The sequence below is a fragment of the Pannonibacter sp. SL95 genome, from assembly GCF_026672425.1.
Taxonomy (GTDB): Bacteria; Pseudomonadota; Alphaproteobacteria; order Rhizobiales; family Stappiaceae; genus Pannonibacter.
On record NZ_JAPPRC010000005.1, the window covers coordinates 353,479 to 373,339 of the forward strand.

The 19,861-nt window shown below is 63.2% G+C and carries 16 protein-coding genes; all 16 read right to left on the bottom strand.

The features are described from left to right. Nucleotides 1-159 precede the first annotated feature (159 nt). The gene (gene dnaE / locus OVA12_RS16580; RefSeq protein ID WP_268139273.1) at nucleotides 160-3,603 is read right to left on the bottom strand and encodes a DNA polymerase III subunit alpha; all 3,444 of its coding nucleotides are present in this window, start codon (nucleotides 3,601-3,603) and stop codon (nucleotides 160-162) included. Between the two features lie 594 nt (nucleotides 3,604-4,197). Beyond that, nucleotides 4,198-4,878 (bottom strand): ABC transporter ATP-binding protein, encoded by a 681-nt coding sequence (locus OVA12_RS16585; protein WP_268139275.1) that lies wholly within the window; start codon nucleotides 4,876-4,878, stop codon nucleotides 4,198-4,200. A 39-nt stretch (nucleotides 4,879-4,917) separates the two neighbouring features. Further along, the gene (locus OVA12_RS16590) at nucleotides 4,918-6,141 is read right to left on the bottom strand and encodes a lipoprotein-releasing ABC transporter permease subunit (protein ID WP_268139448.1); all 1,224 of its coding nucleotides are present in this window, start codon (nucleotides 6,139-6,141) and stop codon (nucleotides 4,918-4,920) included. A 348-nt stretch (nucleotides 6,142-6,489) separates the two neighbouring features. Then, nucleotides 6,490-7,818, bottom strand: coding sequence for a proline--tRNA ligase (gene proS, locus OVA12_RS16595; protein WP_268139277.1), 1,329 nt, complete (start codon nucleotides 7,816-7,818; stop codon nucleotides 6,490-6,492). 799 nt (nucleotides 7,819-8,617) lie between these two features. After that, nucleotides 8,618-8,878: a DUF1467 family protein gene (locus OVA12_RS16600; protein WP_268139279.1), complete on the bottom strand. Its 261-nt coding sequence runs from the start codon at nucleotides 8,876-8,878 to the stop codon at nucleotides 8,618-8,620. Between the two features lie 56 nt (nucleotides 8,879-8,934). Next, nucleotides 8,935-9,339 carry a methylmalonyl-CoA epimerase gene (gene mce, locus OVA12_RS16605; RefSeq protein ID WP_268139281.1) on the bottom strand — a complete coding sequence of 135 codons (405 nt, stop codon included), beginning with the start codon at nucleotides 9,337-9,339 and terminating at the stop codon, nucleotides 8,935-8,937. 64 nt (nucleotides 9,340-9,403) lie between these two features. After that, nucleotides 9,404-11,071, bottom strand: a complete 1,668-nt coding sequence (locus OVA12_RS16610) for a ribonuclease J (protein ID WP_268139283.1) — start codon at nucleotides 11,069-11,071, stop codon at nucleotides 9,404-9,406. A gap of 40 nt (nucleotides 11,072-11,111) precedes the next feature. Continuing rightward, complete coding sequence (locus OVA12_RS16615) at nucleotides 11,112-11,891, bottom strand: biotin--[acetyl-CoA-carboxylase] ligase (protein WP_268139285.1); 780 nt, start codon at nucleotides 11,889-11,891, stop codon at nucleotides 11,112-11,114. 7 nt (nucleotides 11,892-11,898) lie between these two features. After that, nucleotides 11,899-13,341 (bottom strand): NADH-quinone oxidoreductase subunit NuoN, encoded by a 1,443-nt coding sequence (gene nuoN / locus OVA12_RS16620; protein ID WP_268139287.1) that lies wholly within the window; start codon nucleotides 13,339-13,341, stop codon nucleotides 11,899-11,901. Nucleotides 13,342-13,368: 27 nt separating this feature from the next. Then, nucleotides 13,369-14,895, bottom strand: a complete 1,527-nt coding sequence (locus OVA12_RS16625; protein ID WP_268139288.1) for an NADH-quinone oxidoreductase subunit M — start codon at nucleotides 14,893-14,895, stop codon at nucleotides 13,369-13,371. Further along, nucleotides 14,895-16,919, bottom strand: a complete 2,025-nt coding sequence (gene nuoL, locus OVA12_RS16630; RefSeq protein ID WP_268139291.1) for an NADH-quinone oxidoreductase subunit L — start codon at nucleotides 16,917-16,919, stop codon at nucleotides 14,895-14,897. The genes OVA12_RS16625 and nuoL overlap by 1 nt, the downstream gene beginning before the upstream one ends. 6 nt (nucleotides 16,920-16,925) lie before the next feature. Beyond that, complete coding sequence (gene nuoK, locus OVA12_RS16635; protein WP_161673190.1) at nucleotides 16,926-17,234, bottom strand: NADH-quinone oxidoreductase subunit NuoK; 309 nt, start codon at nucleotides 17,232-17,234, stop codon at nucleotides 16,926-16,928. Nucleotides 17,235-17,324: 90 nt separating this feature from the next. Further along, nucleotides 17,325-17,939: an NADH-quinone oxidoreductase subunit J gene (locus OVA12_RS16640; protein ID WP_268139294.1), complete on the bottom strand. Its 615-nt coding sequence runs from the start codon at nucleotides 17,937-17,939 to the stop codon at nucleotides 17,325-17,327. 123 nt (nucleotides 17,940-18,062) lie between these two features. Further along, nucleotides 18,063-18,551 carry an NADH-quinone oxidoreductase subunit NuoI gene (nuoI, locus tag OVA12_RS16645; RefSeq protein ID WP_106753282.1) on the bottom strand — a complete coding sequence of 163 codons (489 nt, stop codon included), beginning with the start codon at nucleotides 18,549-18,551 and terminating at the stop codon, nucleotides 18,063-18,065. A gap of 23 nt (nucleotides 18,552-18,574) precedes the next feature. Further along, the gene (locus tag OVA12_RS16650) at nucleotides 18,575-18,805 is read right to left on the bottom strand and encodes a hypothetical protein (protein WP_268139297.1); all 231 of its coding nucleotides are present in this window, start codon (nucleotides 18,803-18,805) and stop codon (nucleotides 18,575-18,577) included. 4 nt (nucleotides 18,806-18,809) lie between these two features. Further along, entirely contained in the window at nucleotides 18,810-19,859 is a 1,050-nt protein-coding gene (gene nuoH / locus OVA12_RS16655; RefSeq protein WP_268139299.1) for an NADH-quinone oxidoreductase subunit NuoH, read from the bottom strand. Between the last annotated feature and the right edge of the window lie 2 nt (nucleotides 19,860-19,861).

The following is a 19,861-nucleotide window of genomic DNA, read 5'->3' on the forward strand; positions in this document are numbered from 1 at the left end:
CATCAAGCCGCAACGGACACCGGACGGAACCGGACATGCCGGATCCTTCCCCGTGTGTGGAATGGGCGCCTTATAGGCGTCGAAGTTTCGAAATACAAGTGCCAATGCGGACCTTGGGCCGGTTCTCCCTGCTCCCGGCTCCACGGACAGAAGCGCCACTCAGGCGAGCTGGACGTCGGTTACACCCGGGACGGCCTTCAGTGCCCCGGCGATTTCCGGCGAGAGGCGGAACTTGCCGGGCAGACGGACCTCGACTTCGCGCTTGCCCTCATCCAGCAGCACGACGACGTTGACCTCGCCCTCCCCCTTGGTCGACAGATGACGGACAAGGCTCTTCATCGGCCTTTCGTCGCGCAGGAACACGCGCAGGCTCTTCTGCACCCTCGCGGCCATGGCCTCGATCGGGTCGACCTGTTCGATGCGCAAGGATGGCTCATCGTCACGCATATCTGCGCTGACGAGCACGACCATCGACTTGCCGACCTCCAGCACATCGCGGAACTGGGCCAGCTTCTCTGAGAACAGCAGAGCTTCGAACTGGCCGGACGAATCGGAGAAACGAACGATACCCATGCGGTTGCCGGACTTCGTCTTGCGTTCCTGCTTGGAGATCACCGTCCCGGCGAGGCGTCCAGCCGAAGCACCGCGCTTCACCGCCTCTGAGAACTGCGCCCAGAGCTGCACGCGCATGCGCTCCAGCAGCGGCTGGTACTCGTCGAGCGGATGGGCAGACAGATAGAAGCCGATGGCCTGATGTTCGCGCTGCAACCGCTCGGCCGGCAGCCAGCCGGACACTTCGGCGAGCTGCAGGTCATCGCCTGCGCCACTGCCACTGCCGAACATGTCGTTCTGACCCATGCTGGCGTTGGATTCGGTGCGCTGTGCCTGCCCGATGATGCGGTCGAGCCCTTCGAACACCCGGGCGCGGTTGCTCTCCAGACAATCGAAAGCGCCGGCGTTGACGAGGCTTTCCAGCACCCGCTTGTTCAGGAACTTCGGCGAGATGCGCGAGGCAAAGTCGCCAATGCTTTTGAACGGCCGGTCGCCGCGGACATCAACAATGTGCTGGATCGCCTGTTCGCCGGCCCCCTTGATCGCGCCCATGGCATAGACAATCCGGCCGTCATCGACGTCGAAGGGAACCATGGACCGGTTGATGGACGGCGGCAGAACGGCAACGCCCATCCGCCGTGCCTCCTGACGGAAGTCGCCCAGCTTGTCGGTGTTGCCAAGGTCGAGCGTCATGGACGCGGCCAGGAACTCGACCGGATGGTTCGCCTTGAGCCAGGCCGTATGGTAGGAGACCAGCGCATAGGCGGCCGCGTGCGACTTGTTGAAGCCGTAGTTGGCGAACTTGGCCACGAGGTCGAAGATCGTGCCGGCCTGATCCTTGTCAACGCCCCGCTCGACGGCGCCATCAACGAAGCGGGCGCGCTGGACTTCCATCTCGGCGGCGATCTTCTTGCCCATGGCGCGGCGCAAAAGGTCTGCTTCGCCGAGCGAATAGCCCGACAGGACCTGGGCGATCTGCATCACCTGTTCCTGGTAGACGATGATGCCGTTCGTCTCCGTCAGGATCGGCTCCAGCAGCGGATGCAGGTAATCGGGCTCCTGCTCGCCGTGCTTGACGGCGTTGTAGACCGGAATGTTCTCCATCGGCCCCGGACGATAGAGCGCCACCAGGGCGACGATATCCTCGAACCGGTCGGGCTTCATGCCGGCAATAGCGCGGCGCATGCCCTGGCTTTCCAGCTGGAACACGCCGACCGTCTCGCCGGCGGCCAAGAGCTTGTAGGTTTTCGGGTCATCAAGCGGCACCGCCGCCATGTCGACGGTGATGCCCTTGCGGGCGATCAGCTTCACCGCGGTATCAATGACGGTGAGGGTTTTCAGGCCGAGGAAGTCGAACTTCACCAGGCCCGCTTCTTCCACCATCTTCATGTTGAACTGCGCCACCGGCATGTCGGAGCGTGGATCGCGGTAGAGGGGGACGAGCTGTTCGAGCGGCCGGTCGCCGATCACCACACCGGCGGCGTGGGTCGAGGCGTGGCGGTAGAGGCCCTCCAGCTTCTGGGCCATGGCGAGCAAGCGTTCGACGCTCTCTTCCTCGCGCGCGGCCTCACGCAGGCGCGGCTCCTCGGCGATGGCCTGGGCCAGCGTGACCGGATTGGCCGGGTTTGCCGGCACCAGCTTGCAGAGACGGTCGACCTGGCCATAAGGCATCTGCAACACGCGGCCAACGTCACGCAGCACGGCGCGGGCCTGCAGAGATCCGAAGGTGATGATCTGGGCCACCTGGCTGCGGCCGTACTTCTCCTGGACGTAGCGAATGACCTCTTCGCGCCGGTTCTGGCAGAAGTCGATGTCGAAGTCCGGCATCGAAACGCGTTCCGGGTTGAGGAAGCGCTCGAACAGCAGCGAGAACCGCATGGGATCGAGGTCGGTGATGGTCAGTGACCAGGCGACCACCGAACCTGCACCCGATCCGCGGCCCGGACCGACCGGAATGTCATGCGACTTCGCCCACTTGATGAAGTCCGCCACGATGAGAAAGTAGCCGGGGAATTTCATCCGTTCGATGACCGAGAGCTCGAACTCCAGCCGCTCCCAGTAGTCCTGCTCGCTGAGGCCAGGTGCGAGGCCGTGGGCGGCCAGGCGCATGGCCAGACCATCGCGGGCCTGCCGCTTCAGCTCGTCCGCCTCGGCCTTTTCGGCCTCCTCCGGGTCGGCGTCCGCGCCGGCAAAGCGGGGCAGGATCGGGTTGCGCTTCAGCGGCCGGTAGTGGCAGCGCCGCGCAATCTCGACCGTCGCGGCGGTCGCCTCCGGCAGGTCGGCAAACAGCGCCAGCATTTCCGCGCGTGACTTGAAGTAATGCTCGGGCGTCAGCTTGCGGCGATCATCGTCGATCAGCACGCGGCCTTCGGAGATCGCGATCAGCGCGTCATGGGCCTCGTAATCGTCGCGCTTGGGGAAGAAGGCCTCGTTGGTCGCAACGATCGGCAGGCCCTTTTCATACGCAAGATCGAGGAACCCCGGCTCTGCCTTTCGTTCAGCGGCCATGCCATGGCGCTGCAGCTCGACGTAGCACCTGCCGTCGAAAGCGGCCGCGAGCCGGTCGAGGCGGGTGGCGGCGAGCGCGCGATGGCCGCCGAGCAGGGCCTTGCCGATGGGACCGTGCACGCCGCCGGTCAGCAGAATCATGCCGGCGCTGCGCGATTCGAGCAGGCTGAGCGGAACATGGGCACGCTGGCCCGTTGGCGTATCGAGAAAGGCGCGGCTGGTGAGCTCCATGAGGTTCATGTAGCCCTGCTCACTCATGGCGAGCAGCACGACATCGCTCAGCGACGGCTCTCCGCGCCGCTCATCAGCCGCGTCATCACCAAACGCGACAGCCAGCTGGCAGCCGATGATCGGCTGGATGCCGGATCCCCAGGCCTTGCCGGCAAATTCCTGCGCCCCGAACAGATTGCCCGTGTCGGTGATGGCCAGGGCCGGCTGGTCGTCGGCCTTGGCAAGGTCCAGCAGCTTCTTGATCGGCAATGCCCCTTCGAGAAGGGACAAAGCGGAATGAACCCGAAGGTGAACGAAGCCGATCTCGGACATGGACGGTGCGCCCCGGTGGTAAGATACCCCCTGCCCCGCTGCGGGACTGGAATGGAGCCGCTCACATTCCGAACGGGATGGCGCGAGTCCAGCTTGTCCCGTGATGCCCCGAAGCAGCGGCCCCTGTCGAGACCTTATAGGGTGCGCGGGAAACCGATCCAGAGATTCCTGCGGGGCGACATAGCTGACGCCGGCACGGGGTCAGTTCAGCGCGAGGAGAACCTCGCCCCAGACAGCGACAGTTGCAGCGAAGACAACGAGCGAACCGAAAGCGGCGATATCACGGGCCAGGAAGGTCATGTCATGCTCCTCTCGTCAAACCGGCGTCACAGTCCGCGCCAGCTCTTGGTCCGGGCCGTTCCGGCCCCTTGAGAAGACATTGTTCTCTTTTTGTTCTGTTCGCAAGCCACAAAATCACGCAGGGCCAGAGAAGCCTCGTTCTTCGCACAAGAGGGTGAACGAAGCGTGAACTTTGCCGTCCGGCCGTTTACTGAACTGCGCAGGTGCGCCTGACCGGATCACCTGCGCAGTTCAGTAAACGCCGGGGCCTGGCGGACACTGCCGCCTCGGAGTGACGGCACAGTCCCTGCCTTCTCAATAGTCGAGGATCAGCCCGTCGCGCAGGGTGATGACCCGGTCCATCCGGCCGGCCAGTTCCATGTTGTGTGTGGCAAAGAGTGCCGCAACGCCGGTGGCACGCACAAGGGCGTGCAGGGCATCAAACACGTAATGCGCGGTCTGCGGGTCGAGGTTGCCGGTCGGCTCGTCGAGCAGCAGCAACTGTGGCGCATTGGCGACCGCACGGGCGATGGCAACTCGCTGCTGTTCTCCGCCCGACAGTTCCGACGGCCGGTGCGTGCCGCGCGCGCCGAGGCGCATATAGGCCAGCAGCTGGCCAGCCCGCTCGGCCGCCGTCTTTTTCGGCAGGCCCTGGATCATCTGCGGCATCATCACGTTCTCCAGCGCGGTGAACTCCGGCAGGAGATGATGGAACTGATAGACGAAACCGATGTCATTGCGGCGGATGGTGGTGCGCGCATCATCGCTCAAGGCGCCGCAGGGCTTACCGCCGACATAGACTTCACCGGCATCCGGCTTTTCCAGCAGGCCGGCAATATGCAGCAAGGTCGACTTGCCGGTGCCCGATGGGGCAACAAGCGCGACCATCTGTCCGGCCTCGAGCGTGAGGTCGGCACCGCGCAGGATTTCCAGCTTGCCGGAGGCTTCGCTGAAGCCACGGGTGATGCCACTGAGGCGCAGAACGGGCGCGGACATGGACGAGGTCTCTCCTGAGGATCCGGCTACGGCCATGATTTACTCGTACCGAAGCGCTTCGACCGGGTCGAGGCGCGCGGCGCGCCAGGCCGGGTAGAGCGTCGCCAGCAGCGACAGGACCAGGGCCATGACGAGCACCATGATCGTCTCCCCCTGATCCATTTCCGCCGGCATGCGCGACAGGAAATAGAGCGTGGGATCGAACAGCTGCGTGCTGGTCAGCCACGAGATGAACTGGCGGATGCTCTCGATGTTGAGGCACACGAGCAGCCCGAGCAGGAAGCCGGCGAGCGTCCCCACCACGCCGATGCTGGCACCGGTGATGACGAAGACGCGCATGACCGAGCCACGTGTCGCGCCCATGGTGCGCAGGATCGCGATGTCGCGCCCCTTGTCCTTCACCAGCATGGTCAGGCCGGAAATGATGTTGAGCGCGGCAACAAGCACGATCAGCGTCAGGATCAGGAACATGACGTTGCGCTCCACCTCCAGGGCGGAGAAGAAGGTCATGTTGCGCTGACGCCAGTCGCTGACGAAGGCAGGACGCCCTGCCCCTTCCTCGACCGCCGTGCGATAGTCGCCCACCTTGTCCGGGTCGTCGGTGTAGACCTCGACGCCGGTCGCCTTGCCATCCATGCGGAAGAAGCCCTGGGACTCAGGCAGCGGCATGAACGCAATCGTGCCGTCGTATTCCGACATGCCGATCTCGAAGATCGCACTGACCGGATAGGACTTGGTGCGCGGCGTCACGCCCATCGGGGTGACCGCCCCGCGCGGCGAAATGATCGTGATGTTGTCGCCGACCTGCAGCCCGAGCTGCTGGGCCATCCGGGTGCCGATGGCAATGCCGCCCGCGGTGTCGAAGCCATCGAGCGTGCCCTGGCGCAGGTTGCCCGCCACCAGAGGCAGACGCTTCAGGTCCGCTTCATACATGCCGCGCACAAGGGCGCCGAGATTTCCGGCCGGACCGGAGACGAGCGCCTGCCCTTCGACAAAGGGAATGGCCGACACGACGCCCTGAACACCCTGCAGGCGCGAGGCAACGGCGTCATAGTCTGTCAGCGGCTGGTCAATCGGCTGCACCAGCATGTGGCCGTTGATGCCGAGGATCTTGCTCAGCAGTTCGGTGCGGAAGCCGTTCATCACCGCCATCACGATGACCAGCGTCGCCACGCCCAGCATGATGCCGACAAAGGAAAACCCGGCGATCACGGAGATGAAGCTGTCCCGCCGGCGCGAGCGCAGATAACGGCCGGCAATCATCCACTCGAACGCGGCAAACGGACGGACGGACGGGCGGCTGCCAGCGCCCTTGGAGCTGTCGGCGCCTTGCGACTGATCCGACTTTGCTTCCTGCGACTGCGACGATGTGCTGCGTGCGCTCATGATCTGCCTTGAGGGTTGAGCAAGGGCTCTGGCTCGGCATCGGACGTCCCGCGTCTCCGCCCGTCCGTCGCATTCGCCTGTTCAGTTGCTCGGGCCTGCCGATTCGATCTCGAGCGCCAGCCTGAGGTTTTGCGCTCTAGTGCCGAAAGCGGGCAAGATTTTGGTGGCATGGCCCGAAAGCGGGCCATGCCTGACGAATCCCGTGACAAGGATCCGCGAGTGGGATCAGGAGGTCAATGCGTCGCGGATCTTGTTGAAGGCGGCTTCAACGGTCAGCGTCTCACGGGCACCGGTGGCGCGTTCCTTCACCTCGACCACCCCGTCCTTGAGGCCGCGCGGACCAGCGATCAGCTGGAACGGCAGACCGATGAGGTCCATCGTGGCGAACTTGGCACCAGCGCGGGTGTCGGCATCGTCGTAGAGCACCTCGATCCCGGCATTCTCGAACCGCTGGTACAGCGCCTCGCAAGCCTGATCCGTCTCGGCGTCGCCGGGCTTCAGGTTGATCAGGCCGACATGGAACGGGGCCACCGAGGCCGGCCAGATGATGCCTTCCTCGTCATGGCTCGCCTCGATCAAGGCCCCCATCAGGCGCGACACGCCGACGCCATAGGAACCCATGTGGACCGGCACTTCGGTGCCTTCCGAGGTCATGACCTTGGCACCCATCGGCTCGGAGTACTTGGTGCCGAAATAGAAGATGTGGCCAACCTCGATGCCGCGGGCCGAGACGCGGGCGTCTTCCGGGATTGCGTTGAAGGCTGCCTCGTCGTGCATTTCCTCGGTCGCCGCGTAAGGCGTCGTCCAGCTGTCGACGATCGGCGTCAGGTCGGAGGAGAAGTCGGTGTCGAGGCCCGGCGTTGCCATGTCCAGGAGGCTCTTGTCGCAGAACACGGCGCTTTCGCCGGTTGCGGCCAGGATGATGAATTCGTGGCTCATGTCGCCGCCGATCGGGCCGGTGTCGGCGCGCATCGGGATCGCCTTCAGGCCCATGCGGGCAAAGGTCCGCAGGTAAGCGACGAACATGCGGTTGTAGGCGTGGCGGGCGGCTTCCTTGTCGATGTCGAAGGAATAGGCGTCCTTCATCAGGAACTCGCGGCCGCGCATGATGCCGAAGCGCGGACGGACCTCGTCACGGAACTTCCACTGGATGTGGTAGAGGTTCAGCGGCAGGTCCTTGTAGGAGCGCACGTAGGAGCGGAAGATCTCGGTGATCATCTCCTCGTTGGTCGGCCCGAACAGCATCTCGCGCTCGTGGCGATCGGTGATGCGCAGCATCTCCTTGCCATAGGCGTCATAGCGCCCGCTTTCGCGCCACAGGTCCGCCGACTGGATCGTCGGCATCAAGAGCTGCACGGCGCCGGCGCGGTTCTGCTCTTCCTCGACGATCTTCTCGATCTTGCGCAGCACACGGAAGCCCAGCGGCAGCCAGGAGTAGATGCCAGCCGACTGCTGACGGATCATGCCGGCGCGCAACATCAGGCGGTGCGAGACGATCTCGGCTTCCTTGGGCGTTTCCTTCAGGATGGGCAGAAAAAAGCGGGACAGACGCATATCGGGTTCCTGGATCTTGCGGGCACACTCCACCGGGCCGCGCCGCAGTGAAACCGCATGCACCCGGAAAACACAAGTCCCTTGCGGAAAAGCGGCGGCAAAAGCTTGGGATTCCGGGTCAACCGGCCCCTTCCCTGACGGCCATCCCGTTGAGGAAAAAGGCGTTCTGAACCGCCACCAGAACAAGCATGCAAAAAGTTTGGGCTTATGCGCTCAAAATAGTGACAAGTTTGTGTCAATGCGCTAGGTTGCCACTCCATAAGAACAAAGGCAGTGAGCGGCAACGCTCAAAGCCTTTCATAACAGGCATCGCGGTCTGAGTCTTGGGAGGAAGATCCCTCTGGCGCACCCACAAGGTTCGCAGCCGACACAGTGAAGTTTCTAAAAGAACGCACTGATGTATCGAGGGAGTTTTTGGACGCGGAACTTAAAAAAGCAGGGCAATTGCCCTGCTTTTTTTTCGCCTGAAGTTCGCAGTTGCAAGCGAGTTGCATCTAGATGCATCCGTCCGGAAATTCGAGACCTATCGGAAGGATAGCTGTTGAAAAGCCGTGACTGGCCCTGCGTCTTGCACAGAAAAGCAAGGGCCGCCTCCACGTATTGCCAGTTCTTTCAAGGGGATAACCTGCAGGGCAGGCAGGCATTGGACGCTCGGCAAGAACGATCTCTGCCCTCTGTCTGCCGACGCGGCATGGCCGGGCGGACTGTCGCGACCAAAAGGGATGCCCTCCCGGCTCAAATGACAGACGTCGCCCCGGACATGCGATGATGGCCGGAGCGGCGCAGCTTCATTTTCCGCTCAGCGCGGACCTGGCAGCGGGATGTCATCGAGGGTGATTCCGGACTGTCGCAGCCACACGAAGGCACCGAACAGCACGCTGGTGACGACGGTGGTCCAGAATGCGGTGCGCCACATCCTGAACTTTGCTGGCGCACTCTCGACGGTACCGGGCACCACTTCGCCCTCTTCGGCCTGGGTCCGGACACCGAACGGCAGGATCGCAAAGAGAACGATCCACCACATCATGAAATAGACGGCAAGCGCATAGGCGATGGACATGGGTCACTGGCTCTTGTCTGTGCTGCTGGATGGCCTGCCGGCTCCGCCCGGAGGGCTCAGGCCTGTTCCAGCTCTGTCAGGGTTCCGAGGAAGTCTTTGGGGTGGAGAAACAACACCGGCTTGCCATGCGCGCCGATCTTCGGTTCGCCATCGCCCAGCACGCGGGCCCCACGGGCCACAAGCTGGTCGCGGGCCGCCAGGATGTCGTCCACCTCGTAGCAGACGTGATGAATGCCGCCGGACGGGTTCTTTTCGAGGAACTTGGCGATGGGAGATTGCTCGCCCAGGGGCTCCAGCAACTCGATCTTGGTGTTGGGCAGGTTGATGAACACGGTGGTCACGCCGTGCTCCGTCTGTTCGACCTTGCCCGACACCTCAGCCCCGAGCGTGTCGCGGTAGACCGCCGTTGCCGCATCGATGTCCGACACGGCAATGGCAACGTGGTTCAATCGTCCGATCATGCTCACTCCCCCAGGGGTTGCCGGGGGGCCGGCCTACGCGAGGAACCGAGCACCCACCGGGTTGTCATACACGGGTGACGAGCACCTTGCAGAGCGTCTTTTTGCCCCACACGCTGGTCACCGAGGCGCGTGCTGCACGGCGCACGGCTTCGGACACGAGGTCACTGTCCTTGCGGCGGGCCTTGGGGATGCCGGAGATTGCCCCTGTGACCGCCTTACGAACGATCTCGTCCATCGGATCGCCTTCGGTATCCGTTTCCGGAATACCGAACAGGGCAACGCCGGGATCATCCATCAGGTCGCCGGTCCGGTTCATCACCACCGACACCACCAGCGCCCCGGCAAAGGCCAGCTTGCGCCGTTCCTTGACGCCCGTGACTTCCGGGTCCCCCATGACGTTGCCATCGACGACCGTCAGGCCGAAGGGAGCTTCGTCAATCACCTCCGCCTTGCCAGGGAACAGGCGAATGATGTCACCGTTGCCGGCGATCACCACGGACCGGATGCCCTGGCTTTGCGCGAACGCACCATGGGCGGCAAGATGGAACGGTTCGCCGTGGACGGGAACCACCACCTTTGGCTGAACCAGCTTGTAGAGCTCGGCCAGTTCGCCGCGGCGCGGATGGCCGGAGACATGCACCAGCGCATCACGATCGGTGACGATCTGGACGCCGGTCTGCGCCAGGCCATTGACCACGGCACCGACTTCCTTCTCGTTGCCCGGAATGGTCCGGGCCGAAAAGATGACCATGTCGCCCTTGGTCAGCGCGATGTTGCGATGCTCGCCGGCCGCGATCCGGGCCAGCGCGGCGCGCTCTTCCCCTTGCGAGCCAGTGCAGAGCAGAACCGTCTTTTCGCGCGGCAGGAAACCATAGCTGTCTTCGTCGAGGAACGGCGGCAGGTCGTCGAGATAGCCAAGCTCACCGGCAACCTCGATCACCCGGCGCATCGAGCGGCCGACGACGACGAGATTGCGATCAGCGGCAGCGGCCGCTTCAGCGACCGCGCGAATGCGTGCGACGTTGGACGAAAACGTAGTGACTGCAACGCGATGCTTGGCTTCCTTCAGAATTCGAGTCAGCTCGGCGGCCACATCCGACTCGCTCGGGCTGAAGCCTTCGCGGTAGGCATTGGTGCTGTCGCAGACGAGCGCGGTGACACCCTCCTGGCCGAGCTCCTCAAGACGCTTCAGATCGATCGGCAGGCCGAGACCCGGCTTCAGGTCGATCTTCCAGTCGCCCGTATGCAGGACCATGCCTTCCTTGAACCGCAGCGCCAGCGCGCAAGGCTCCGGAATCGAGTGCGACATGGCGACAAACTCGACGTCGAAGGGGCCGATGTTCAGCCGCTGGCCCTGCTGGACCACGGTGACCGGGATTTCTTCCGCGCCGGGCTCGCCCTCGACCTTGGCCTCGATCAGGCCTGCGGTGAACGGCGTTGCATAGACCGGCGCACGCAACAGCGGCCACAGATGCACGAGACCGCCGTAATGGTCCTCATGCGCGTGCGTGATGACGATGCCGGCAATGCGGTTTTTCTCGGACTCCAGGAAGCTGATATCGGGCAGAACCAGATCGATGCCCGGCAGCTCGGGGCCAGCGAATGTCACGCCGACGTCCACCACCAGCCAGGTTCGATCATCCTCAGGCCCATAGCCATAGAGGCCCAGATTCATGCCGATTTCGCCAACGCCGCCGAGCGGCAGGAAGACGATTTCGTTGGCCTCAGCCATGCGTTCAAACTCCTTCTGTCGTCATGCGCGGCAGGCTGGATCAGCCCTCGGACCGCGCGCCGAAGAACACGTCTCCGGCCGAAATAACCCGTGTCGTCCCGCCAGCAAGCGCCAGAACCAGCTGCCCGCGCGGATCAATGTCGCGAAACCGGCCAACCAGGTCCTCGCCCGGCAGACGGACGATGATTTCCTCACCAAGCTTCAAGGCCCGGTCGAGCCAGGCCCGGCGTGCCGGCTCGAACCCGTCTCGGCGCCAGCCTTCCAGCCGCTCCGCCAGACAAGCCGCAAGGCACCGGAACATGGCCTCCGCGTCGACCCGGTATCCAAGCGCCGCAAGGTCCGTTGCCGCATAATTCTCGGGGTCGGGATGACTGGCGCAATTGACGCCAAACCCGCAGACGACTGCCAGACGACCATCGCCAAGCGGTTCGGCCTCCAGCAGGATGCCCGACAGTTTTGCCCCGCCAACCAGCAGGTCGTTGGGCCACTTGAGCCGCGCCAGTCCGAAGGCGCCGACCGCACGGTCAACCGCTTCTGCCAGGGCAACGGCAGCCACCAGCGGCAGTTCTCCAATCCGGTCGCGCGGGCCCGGATCGATCAGCAGCACACTGGCAAACAGGTTGCCGGCCGGCGACACCCAGTTGCGGCCCCGCCGCCCGCGGCCTTCGGTCTGCACGTCGGCAAGGACCCAAAGACCACTGCCCTGCCCGGCCCGCGCTGCAGCCATGGCGGCGCTGTTGGTCGACGGCAGACTGGCATGCTTTTCAAAGCGGAAGCCCGGCGCCTGAGGCACCGGGCCGTAAGTCAAACCTGCTGACATCCGCGTCTCAGAACAGGCTCTTGGCCGCAAGCGCCGTCGCATCGGTAATCGGCTGAGGCAGCACGATGTAGAAGATCACGAACAGGCTGGACAGGCCAAGGACCACCTTCAGTTCAACGGGCATGGCCTCGAACTTCTCGGCCGGCTCATCGAACAGCATCACCTTGATGACGCGCAGGTAGTAATAGGCACCCACGACCGAGGCAACGACACCGATGATCGCCAGCGGATAGAGCCCGGCCTGCACGGCGGCCGAGAACACGTACCACTTGCCCCAGAACCCGACGAAGGGCGGGATACCGGCCAGCGATACCAGGATCACCGACAGCAGCATGGCCATCGGCAGGTTGGTGCGCCACAGGCCGGACAGGTCAGCGATCTCTTCGACCATGCCGTCCTTGCGGCGCATGGACAGGATGCAGGCAAAAGCGCCGAGCGTCATGCCGAGATAGGCGGTCATGTAGAACAGCACGCCCTCGACACCATTCTCCGTGCCGGCCGCAAGACCGACAAGCGCATAGCCCATGTGACCGATCGACGAATAGGCCATCAGACGCTTGATGTTGCTCTGGCCGATCGCCGCAAACGCACCCAGAACCATCGAGGCAATGGAGACGAAGACGATGATCTGCTGCCACTCATGCGTCACCGGCTGGAATACGTCGATCACCACGCGAACCAGAAGGCCCATGGCGGCAACCTTGGGAGCAGCAGCCAGGAAGGCGGTGACCGGCGTCGGAGCACCTTCATAGACGTCCGGCGTCCACATGTGGAACGGCACGGCCGAAATCTTGAAGGCAAGACCGGCCAGCATGAACACCAGACCGAAGATCAGGCCAAGCGACGCACCATCACGGGCGAGTACCTCGGCGATCTGCGGGAAGCCGACATTGCCGGTGAAGCCATAGACCAGCGACATGCCGTAGAGCAGCATGCCGGAGGACAGCGCGCCAAGCACGAAGTACTTCAGGCCGGCTTCGGTGGAGCGGACGCTGTCGCGGTTGATGGCAGCCACCACGTAGAGCGCGAGGCTCTGCAGCTCGAGACCGAGATACAGCGCGATCATGTCATTGGCCGACAGCATCAGCATCATGCCGACGGTCGCCAGCAGGATCAGCACCGGATACTCGAACTTGTCGAAGTTCTGGCTGCGGGCATAGGCCCAGGACATGGCGATGGCGAAGAACGAGCCGATCAGCACGAGCTGCTTCAGGTAGTAGGCGAAGCTGTCGAGCACGAAGGCGCCCTGGAACGTGGTTCCAAGCTGTGCGCCGTAGGGCATCACGAACAGGGCCGTGGCGGCGATGAGGCCCATCGCCATGCCATTGACCAGGAAGCTGATGCGCTGACCGCCGAAGACGCCGATCATCAGGAGGGCGAGAGCCCCCACGGCCAGAAAGATCTCCGGCAGCACGGGCAGAAGGTCGGGCAACTGGGTGAGTTCAGTCATTGCACACGTCTTTCGTCCTGTCGGGGATCAGTGGGCGGCCGCCGGTGCGGTCGCATGCACTGCATGGCCCGCCGCCTCGATGGCTGCCTGATAGTTGGTGATGAGCGCGTCCACCGAGCCCTGGGTCACATCGAGGATCGGCGCCGGATAGAAGCCGAACAGGATGGTCAGGATGATCAGCGGAACCAGGATCACCTGCTCGCGCAGCGAGAGGTCGGTGATCGACTTCAGGCTTTCCTTGTCCAGCGCACCGAACACGACACGGCGGTAGAGGAACAGCGCATAGGCCGCAGAGAACACGACACCGGTGGCACCGAAGAACGCAACCCAGGTGTTGACCTCGAAGGCGCCAAGCAGCGTCAGGAATTCACCGACGAAGCCGCTGGTGCCCGGCAGACCGACGTTCGCCATAGTGAAGATGAGGAAGGCCACGGCATAGAACGGCATCCGGTTCACCAGGCCGCCATAGGCCGCGATGTCACGGGTGTGCATGCGGTCGTAGATCACGCCGACGCAGAGGAACAGCGCACCGGAGACGATGCCGTGCGACAGCATCTGGAACAGCGCGCCCTGGATGCCCTGCTCCGTCATCGTGAAGATGCCCATGGTCACGTAGCCCATGTGAGCGACGGACGAGTAGGCGATGAGCTTCTTGATGTCTTCCTGAACCAGCGCCACCAGCGAGGTGTAGATGATGGCGATGATCGACAGGGTGAAGACCATCGGCGCGAACATCTCGCTCGCAATCGGGAACATCGGCAGCGAGAAGCGCAGGAAGCCGTAGCCACCCATCTTCAGCAGGATCGCAGCCAGAAGCACGGAACCGGCTGTCGGCGCTTCCACGTGCGCATCCGGAAGCCAAGTGTGGACCGGCCACATCGGCATCTTCACCGCGAAGCTGGCGAAGAAGGCAAGCCACAGCCACGTCTGGACGTCACTTGCGAAGGTGTACTTCGACAGTTCGGTGATGTCGGTGGTGCCGGCGCTCCAGTACATGGTCATGATGGCAATCAGCATCAGGACCGAACCGAGCAGCGTGTAGAGGAAGAACTTGTAGCTGGCGTAGACGCGGCGCTTGCCACCCCACACACCGATGATGAGGAACATCGGCAGCAGGCTCGCTTCGAAGAAGACGTAGAACAGCACCAGATCCTGCGCGCAGAACACGCCGATCATCAGCGTTTCCAGCACGAGGAAGGCGATCATGTATTCCTTGACGCGCTTCTCGATGCTTTCCCACGAGGCCAGGATGCAGAAGGGCATCAGGAACGTCGTCAGGATGACGAACAGCATCGAGATGCCGTCGACGCCCATCTTGTAGCCAATGTTGCCGCCGAGCCACTCCTGGGTTTCGACGAGCTGCAGGCCCGGGTTGGCGTAGTCGAACGCGCCCCAGATGAACAGGGACAGTACAAAGGTGAAAAGGGTCGTCACCAGCGCAACCATGCGGATATTGCGCTTGGCGCCCTCGTCTTCCCCCGGCACCAGGAGAATGGCCAGCACGCCTGCCAGCGGCAGGAAGGTGGTGGTCGTCAGGATCGGCCAGTCGATCATCAGTGCGCTCCCCCGCCGGTCGAAACACCGGTGAACATCGACCAGGTGACGAGCGCCGCCACACCGATCAGCATCGCAAAGGCATAGTGATAGAGGTACCCGGTCTGCAGGCGCACGACCCAGGACGTGACGTTCTGGACACGGGCAGCAACGCCGTCCGGACCGCAGCCGTCAATGACCATGCCATCCCCCTTCTTCCACAGCGTGCGGCCAATCCACATCGCCGGGCGAACGAAGATCCAGTCATAGAGTTCGTCGATGTACCACTTGTTGAGGAGGAACTTGTACAGCCCCTCGTGCTCGGCGGCGAGGCGCTTCGGCGTCTCCGGCGAACGGATGTAGAAGTACCAGGCAACCACGAAGCCGCTTGCCATCATGACGAAGGGCGAGACCTTCACCCATTTCGGGACGTCATGCATGGCATGCAGGATGTGGTTCTCCGGACCGGTGAACAGCGCACCCTTCCAGAAGGCGTCATAGGCGTCGCCGATGAACGGGGCCTTGAACACCATACCGGCAGCAATGGCGCCCACCGACAGGATGAACAGCGGCAGCAGCATGACCAGCGGCGACTCGTGCACGTGCTTCATGACATCCACCGGCGCGCGCGGCTTGCCGTGGAAGGTCATGAAGGTCAGACGCCAGGAGTAGAACGAGGTCAGGCCAGCGGCGGCAACGGTCATCCAGAAGGCGAACTGGGAGGCCGAGTTGTGGCCGGCAAAGGCCGCCTCGATGACCGCGTCCTTCGAGATGAAGCCGGCGAAGCCGATGTAGGTGAGCGGAATGCCGAAGCCCGTGAGCGCCAGCGTGCCGATCATCATCGTCCAGTAGGTATAGGGGATGTGCTTGCGCAGGCCACCCATGCGGCGCATGTCCTGCTCGTCCGAGACGGCGTGAATGACCGAACCGGCACACAGGAACAGCAGCGCCTTGAAGAAAGCGTGCGTGAACAGGTGGAAGATGCCGACCGAGTAGGCGCCGACGCCAAGAGCCACGAACATGTAGCCGAGCTGCGAGCAGGTCGAGTAGGCGATGACGCGCTTGATGTCGTTCTGCACCAGGCCGACGGTGGCGGCAAAGAAGGCCGTGATCGCACCAAAGGCAGTGACGACCGTCAGCGCCGTCGGCGACAGCTCGAACAGCGGCGACATGCGCGCGACCATGAACACGCCCGCGGTCACCATGGTGGCGGCGTGGATGAGGGCCGAGACCGGGGTCGGGCCTTCCATTGCGTCCGGCAGCCAGGTGTGCAGCAGGAACTGCGCCGACTTGCCCATCGCGCCGACGAACAACAGCAGGCAGACAACCGTGATCGCCGACTGCGCGTCGAGCTGGTAGCCGAGGAAATCAAGCACTGCCGGGCCATGCGAGGCGGCTGCTTCCGCGCCATGGGCAACGGTACCGACGACAGCGGGAGCATTGGCGAAGATGGTCGACAGGTTGATCGTGTCGAACATCATGAAGACGCCGAAGATGCCGAGCAGGAAGCCGAAGTCACCGACGCGGTTGACGACGAAGGCCTTCATGGCAGCCGCGTTCGCCGAGGGCTTCTGATACCAGAAGCCGATGAGCAGATACGAGGCAACGCCCACGCCTTCCCAGCCGAAGAACATCTGCAGCAGGCTGTCAGCGGTCACCAGCGACAGCATGGCGAAGGTGAAGAACGACAGATAGGCAAAGAAGCGCGACCGGTGCGGGTCGTGATGCATGTAGCCGATCGAGTAGATGTGGACGAGCGCCGAGACGCTGTTCACCACCACCAGCATGACCACCGTCAGCGTGTCGATGCGAAGCGACCAGGAAACATCCAGCGCACCGGAAGTGATCCAGCGCAGCAGCTCGACCTGAACCAGCGCCGTTTCACCGTAGCCGATCTGGAAGAAGGCGACCCAGGACAGCAGCGCGGCGATCACCACCAGCGTGGAGGTGACCAGCTCGCTCGCCTTGTGGCCGATGGCCCGGCCGAAGAGACCCGCGATCAGGAAACCGATCAGGGGCAGGAAGACAATAGCCTGAAACAACATCTGTCCTCACCCCTTCATCATGTTGACGTCTTCCACGGCGATGGAGCCGCGGTTGCGGTGGAACACGACCAGGATTGCAAGACCGATGGCGGCTTCAGCCGCGGCCACGGTCAGGACAAGCATCGTGAAGATCTGGCCCATCAGGTCGCCGAGGAACGACGAGAAGGCAACGAAGTTGATGTTGACGGCGAGCAGGATCAGCTCGACCGACATCAGGATGACAATGACGTTCTTCCTGTTCAGGAAGATCCCGAAGATCCCGATCGTGAACAGGATGGCCGCGACCGACAGGTAGTGCGACAGACCGATTTCCATGGGCGCCGCTCCGTGCTCCCTCGTTTAACCTGATCCGGCCGATGGCGGCTTAAAGGGCCGCCAGGCCGGGTTTCGTGCGCGTTGCCGCGCTTAGATGCCTTTGCCCGGCTCCACCTTGCGGATCTCGATCGCGCTCGCCTTGTTGCGGGCGACCTGAGCTGCAATGTCCTGACGCTTGACGCCTTCCTTGTGGCGCAGGGTCAGCACGATGGCTCCGATCATGGCGACCAGCAGGACAAGGCCGGCCGCCTGGAAGAAGAAGATGTACTTGGTGTACAGCACCTGGCCGATGGCCTCGATGTTGCTCACCTGATCGATCGGCGGTGTCGGCTGCGAGCCGTGACCCAGCATCTCGGGTGCGATCACCCAGGCGCCGATGCCCATCAGCAGTTCCACCAGCATGATGAGGCCGACAAGGCCACCGATCGGCATGTACTGCAGGAAGCCCTGACGCAGCTCCACGAAGTCCACGTCCAGCATCATGACGACGAACAGGAACAGCACCGCCACCGCGCCGACGTAGACAACCACCAGCAGCATCGCCAGATATTCGGCACCGAGCAGGATGAACAGCCCGGAGGAGTTGACGAAGGCCAGGATGAGGAACAGCACCGAGTGAACCGGATTGCGCGAGGCAATGACCATGAAGGCCGATGCCACCGTCACGCCGGCGAACAGATAGAAGAAGAGGGCTTTCAGGATCATGTCAGGACCTGCCTGTCTCGGTCTCATGCCTCGGGGCATCTGCCCCTGTCGGTAGCTGGCATCTGGGTGCGGCCCCTGCCCGGCTCGGATCAGCCGGCCAAGGACCCTGGATCTGGGCGCGCCTCAGCGGTAGGGCGCGTCCATTGCGATGTTGCGTGCGATCTCGCGTTCCCAGCGGTCGCCATTGGCCAGGAGCTTTTCCTTGGAATAGTAGAGCTCTTCGCGCGTCTCGGTGGCGAACTCGAAGTTCGGTCCCTCGACAATGGCATCCACCGGGCAGGCTTCCTGGCAGAAGCCGCAGTAAATGCACTTGACCATGTCAATGTCATAACGGGTCGTGCGGCGGGTGCCATCGTTGCGGCGCGGACCAGCCTCGATGGTGATCGCCTGAGCCGGGCAGATCGCTTCGCATAGCTTGCAGGCGATGCAGCGCTCTTCCCCGTTAGGGTAGCGCCGCAGGGCATGCTCACCGCGGAAGCGCGGGCTCACCGGTCCCTTTTCGAAGGGATAGTTCACCGTCGGTTTCGGCTTGAAGAAGTACCGCATGGCGAGAAAGAACGCCGATACGAATTCCTTCAAGAAGAGCGACTTGGCGGCCTGATCAAGTCCCATCGCTGTTGCCTTCCCTCACGCGCTCAGCCGACAAGCTGATGCGCGGCCAGATACCCGATCACCGGAAAACCGAAGACCGGGAGAATGAACACCAGTTTGCGCAGGGCGGGTTCGAACCGGACGGCGAAACCGCCGCCCTTGCGCTTTTGCTTTTCCACCATCGCCGACAGCAGCCCGTTGAGGATGCCGTAGTCGATCCAGCCGATGTAGAGGCCGATACCAGCCCCGATCAGCCCGGCGATGGAAAACTCCATCGCCTTACGGAGCCCAGCCCATCAGCTGCAGCACGCCGGCCACCAGGACCACCATGAACAGCGACAGCGGCAGGAACACCTTCCAGCCCAGACGCATCAGCTGGTCGTAGCGATAGCGCGGGACCATTGCCTTCACCATGGCGAACATGAAGAAGACCAGCAGTGCCTTGAGCGAGAACCAGACAATCCCCGGCACCCAGGTGAAGGGCGCGATGTCGAGCGGCGGCAGCCAGCCACCCATGAACAGGATGGTCATCATCGCGCACATCAGCGCAATGGCGACATACTCGCCGAGCATGAACATCATGTACGGGGTCGAGCCGTATTCCACCATGAAGCCGGCGACCAGCTCGGACTCCGCTTCCGCGAGGTCAAACGGCGGACGGTTCGTCTCGGCGAGCGCCGAGATGAAGAACACGACGAACATCGGGAACAGAGGCAGCCAGTACCAGTTCAGGATCGACAGCCACGGCAGACCGACATAGCTCGCCAGACCCGTCTTCTGGGCATGGACGATCTCCGTCAGGTTCAGCGAACCGGCGCAGAGCAGGACGGTGACGATCACGAAGCCGATGGAGACTTCGTAGGACACCATCTGTGCCGCCGAGCGCAGGGCCGACAGGAACGGGTACTTCGAGTTCGACGCCCAGCCACCCATGATGATGCCGTAGACGCCGAGCGACGAGATCGCGAAGATGTAGAGAATGCCAACGTTGATGTCAGCGATCACCCAGCCTTCGGCCACCGGCATCACGGCCCAGGAGCTGAGGGCCAGCAACACGCTGATCAGGGGAGCCAGCAGGAACAGGCCCTTGTTGGAGCCTGCCGGGATCACCGGCTCCTTCAGCACGAACTTCAGAAGATCGGCGAAGGACTGGAAAAGACCCCAGGGACCGACCACGTTAGGGCCACGGCGGATCTGCACGGCCGCCCAGATCTTGCGGTCGGCGTAGAGGATGTAGGCGATGACCACCAGGAGCACCACGAGCATCACCACGCTCTGCAGCGCCATCCAGAGGAAAGGCCAGCCGTAGGTCGTCATAAACTCCGACATGT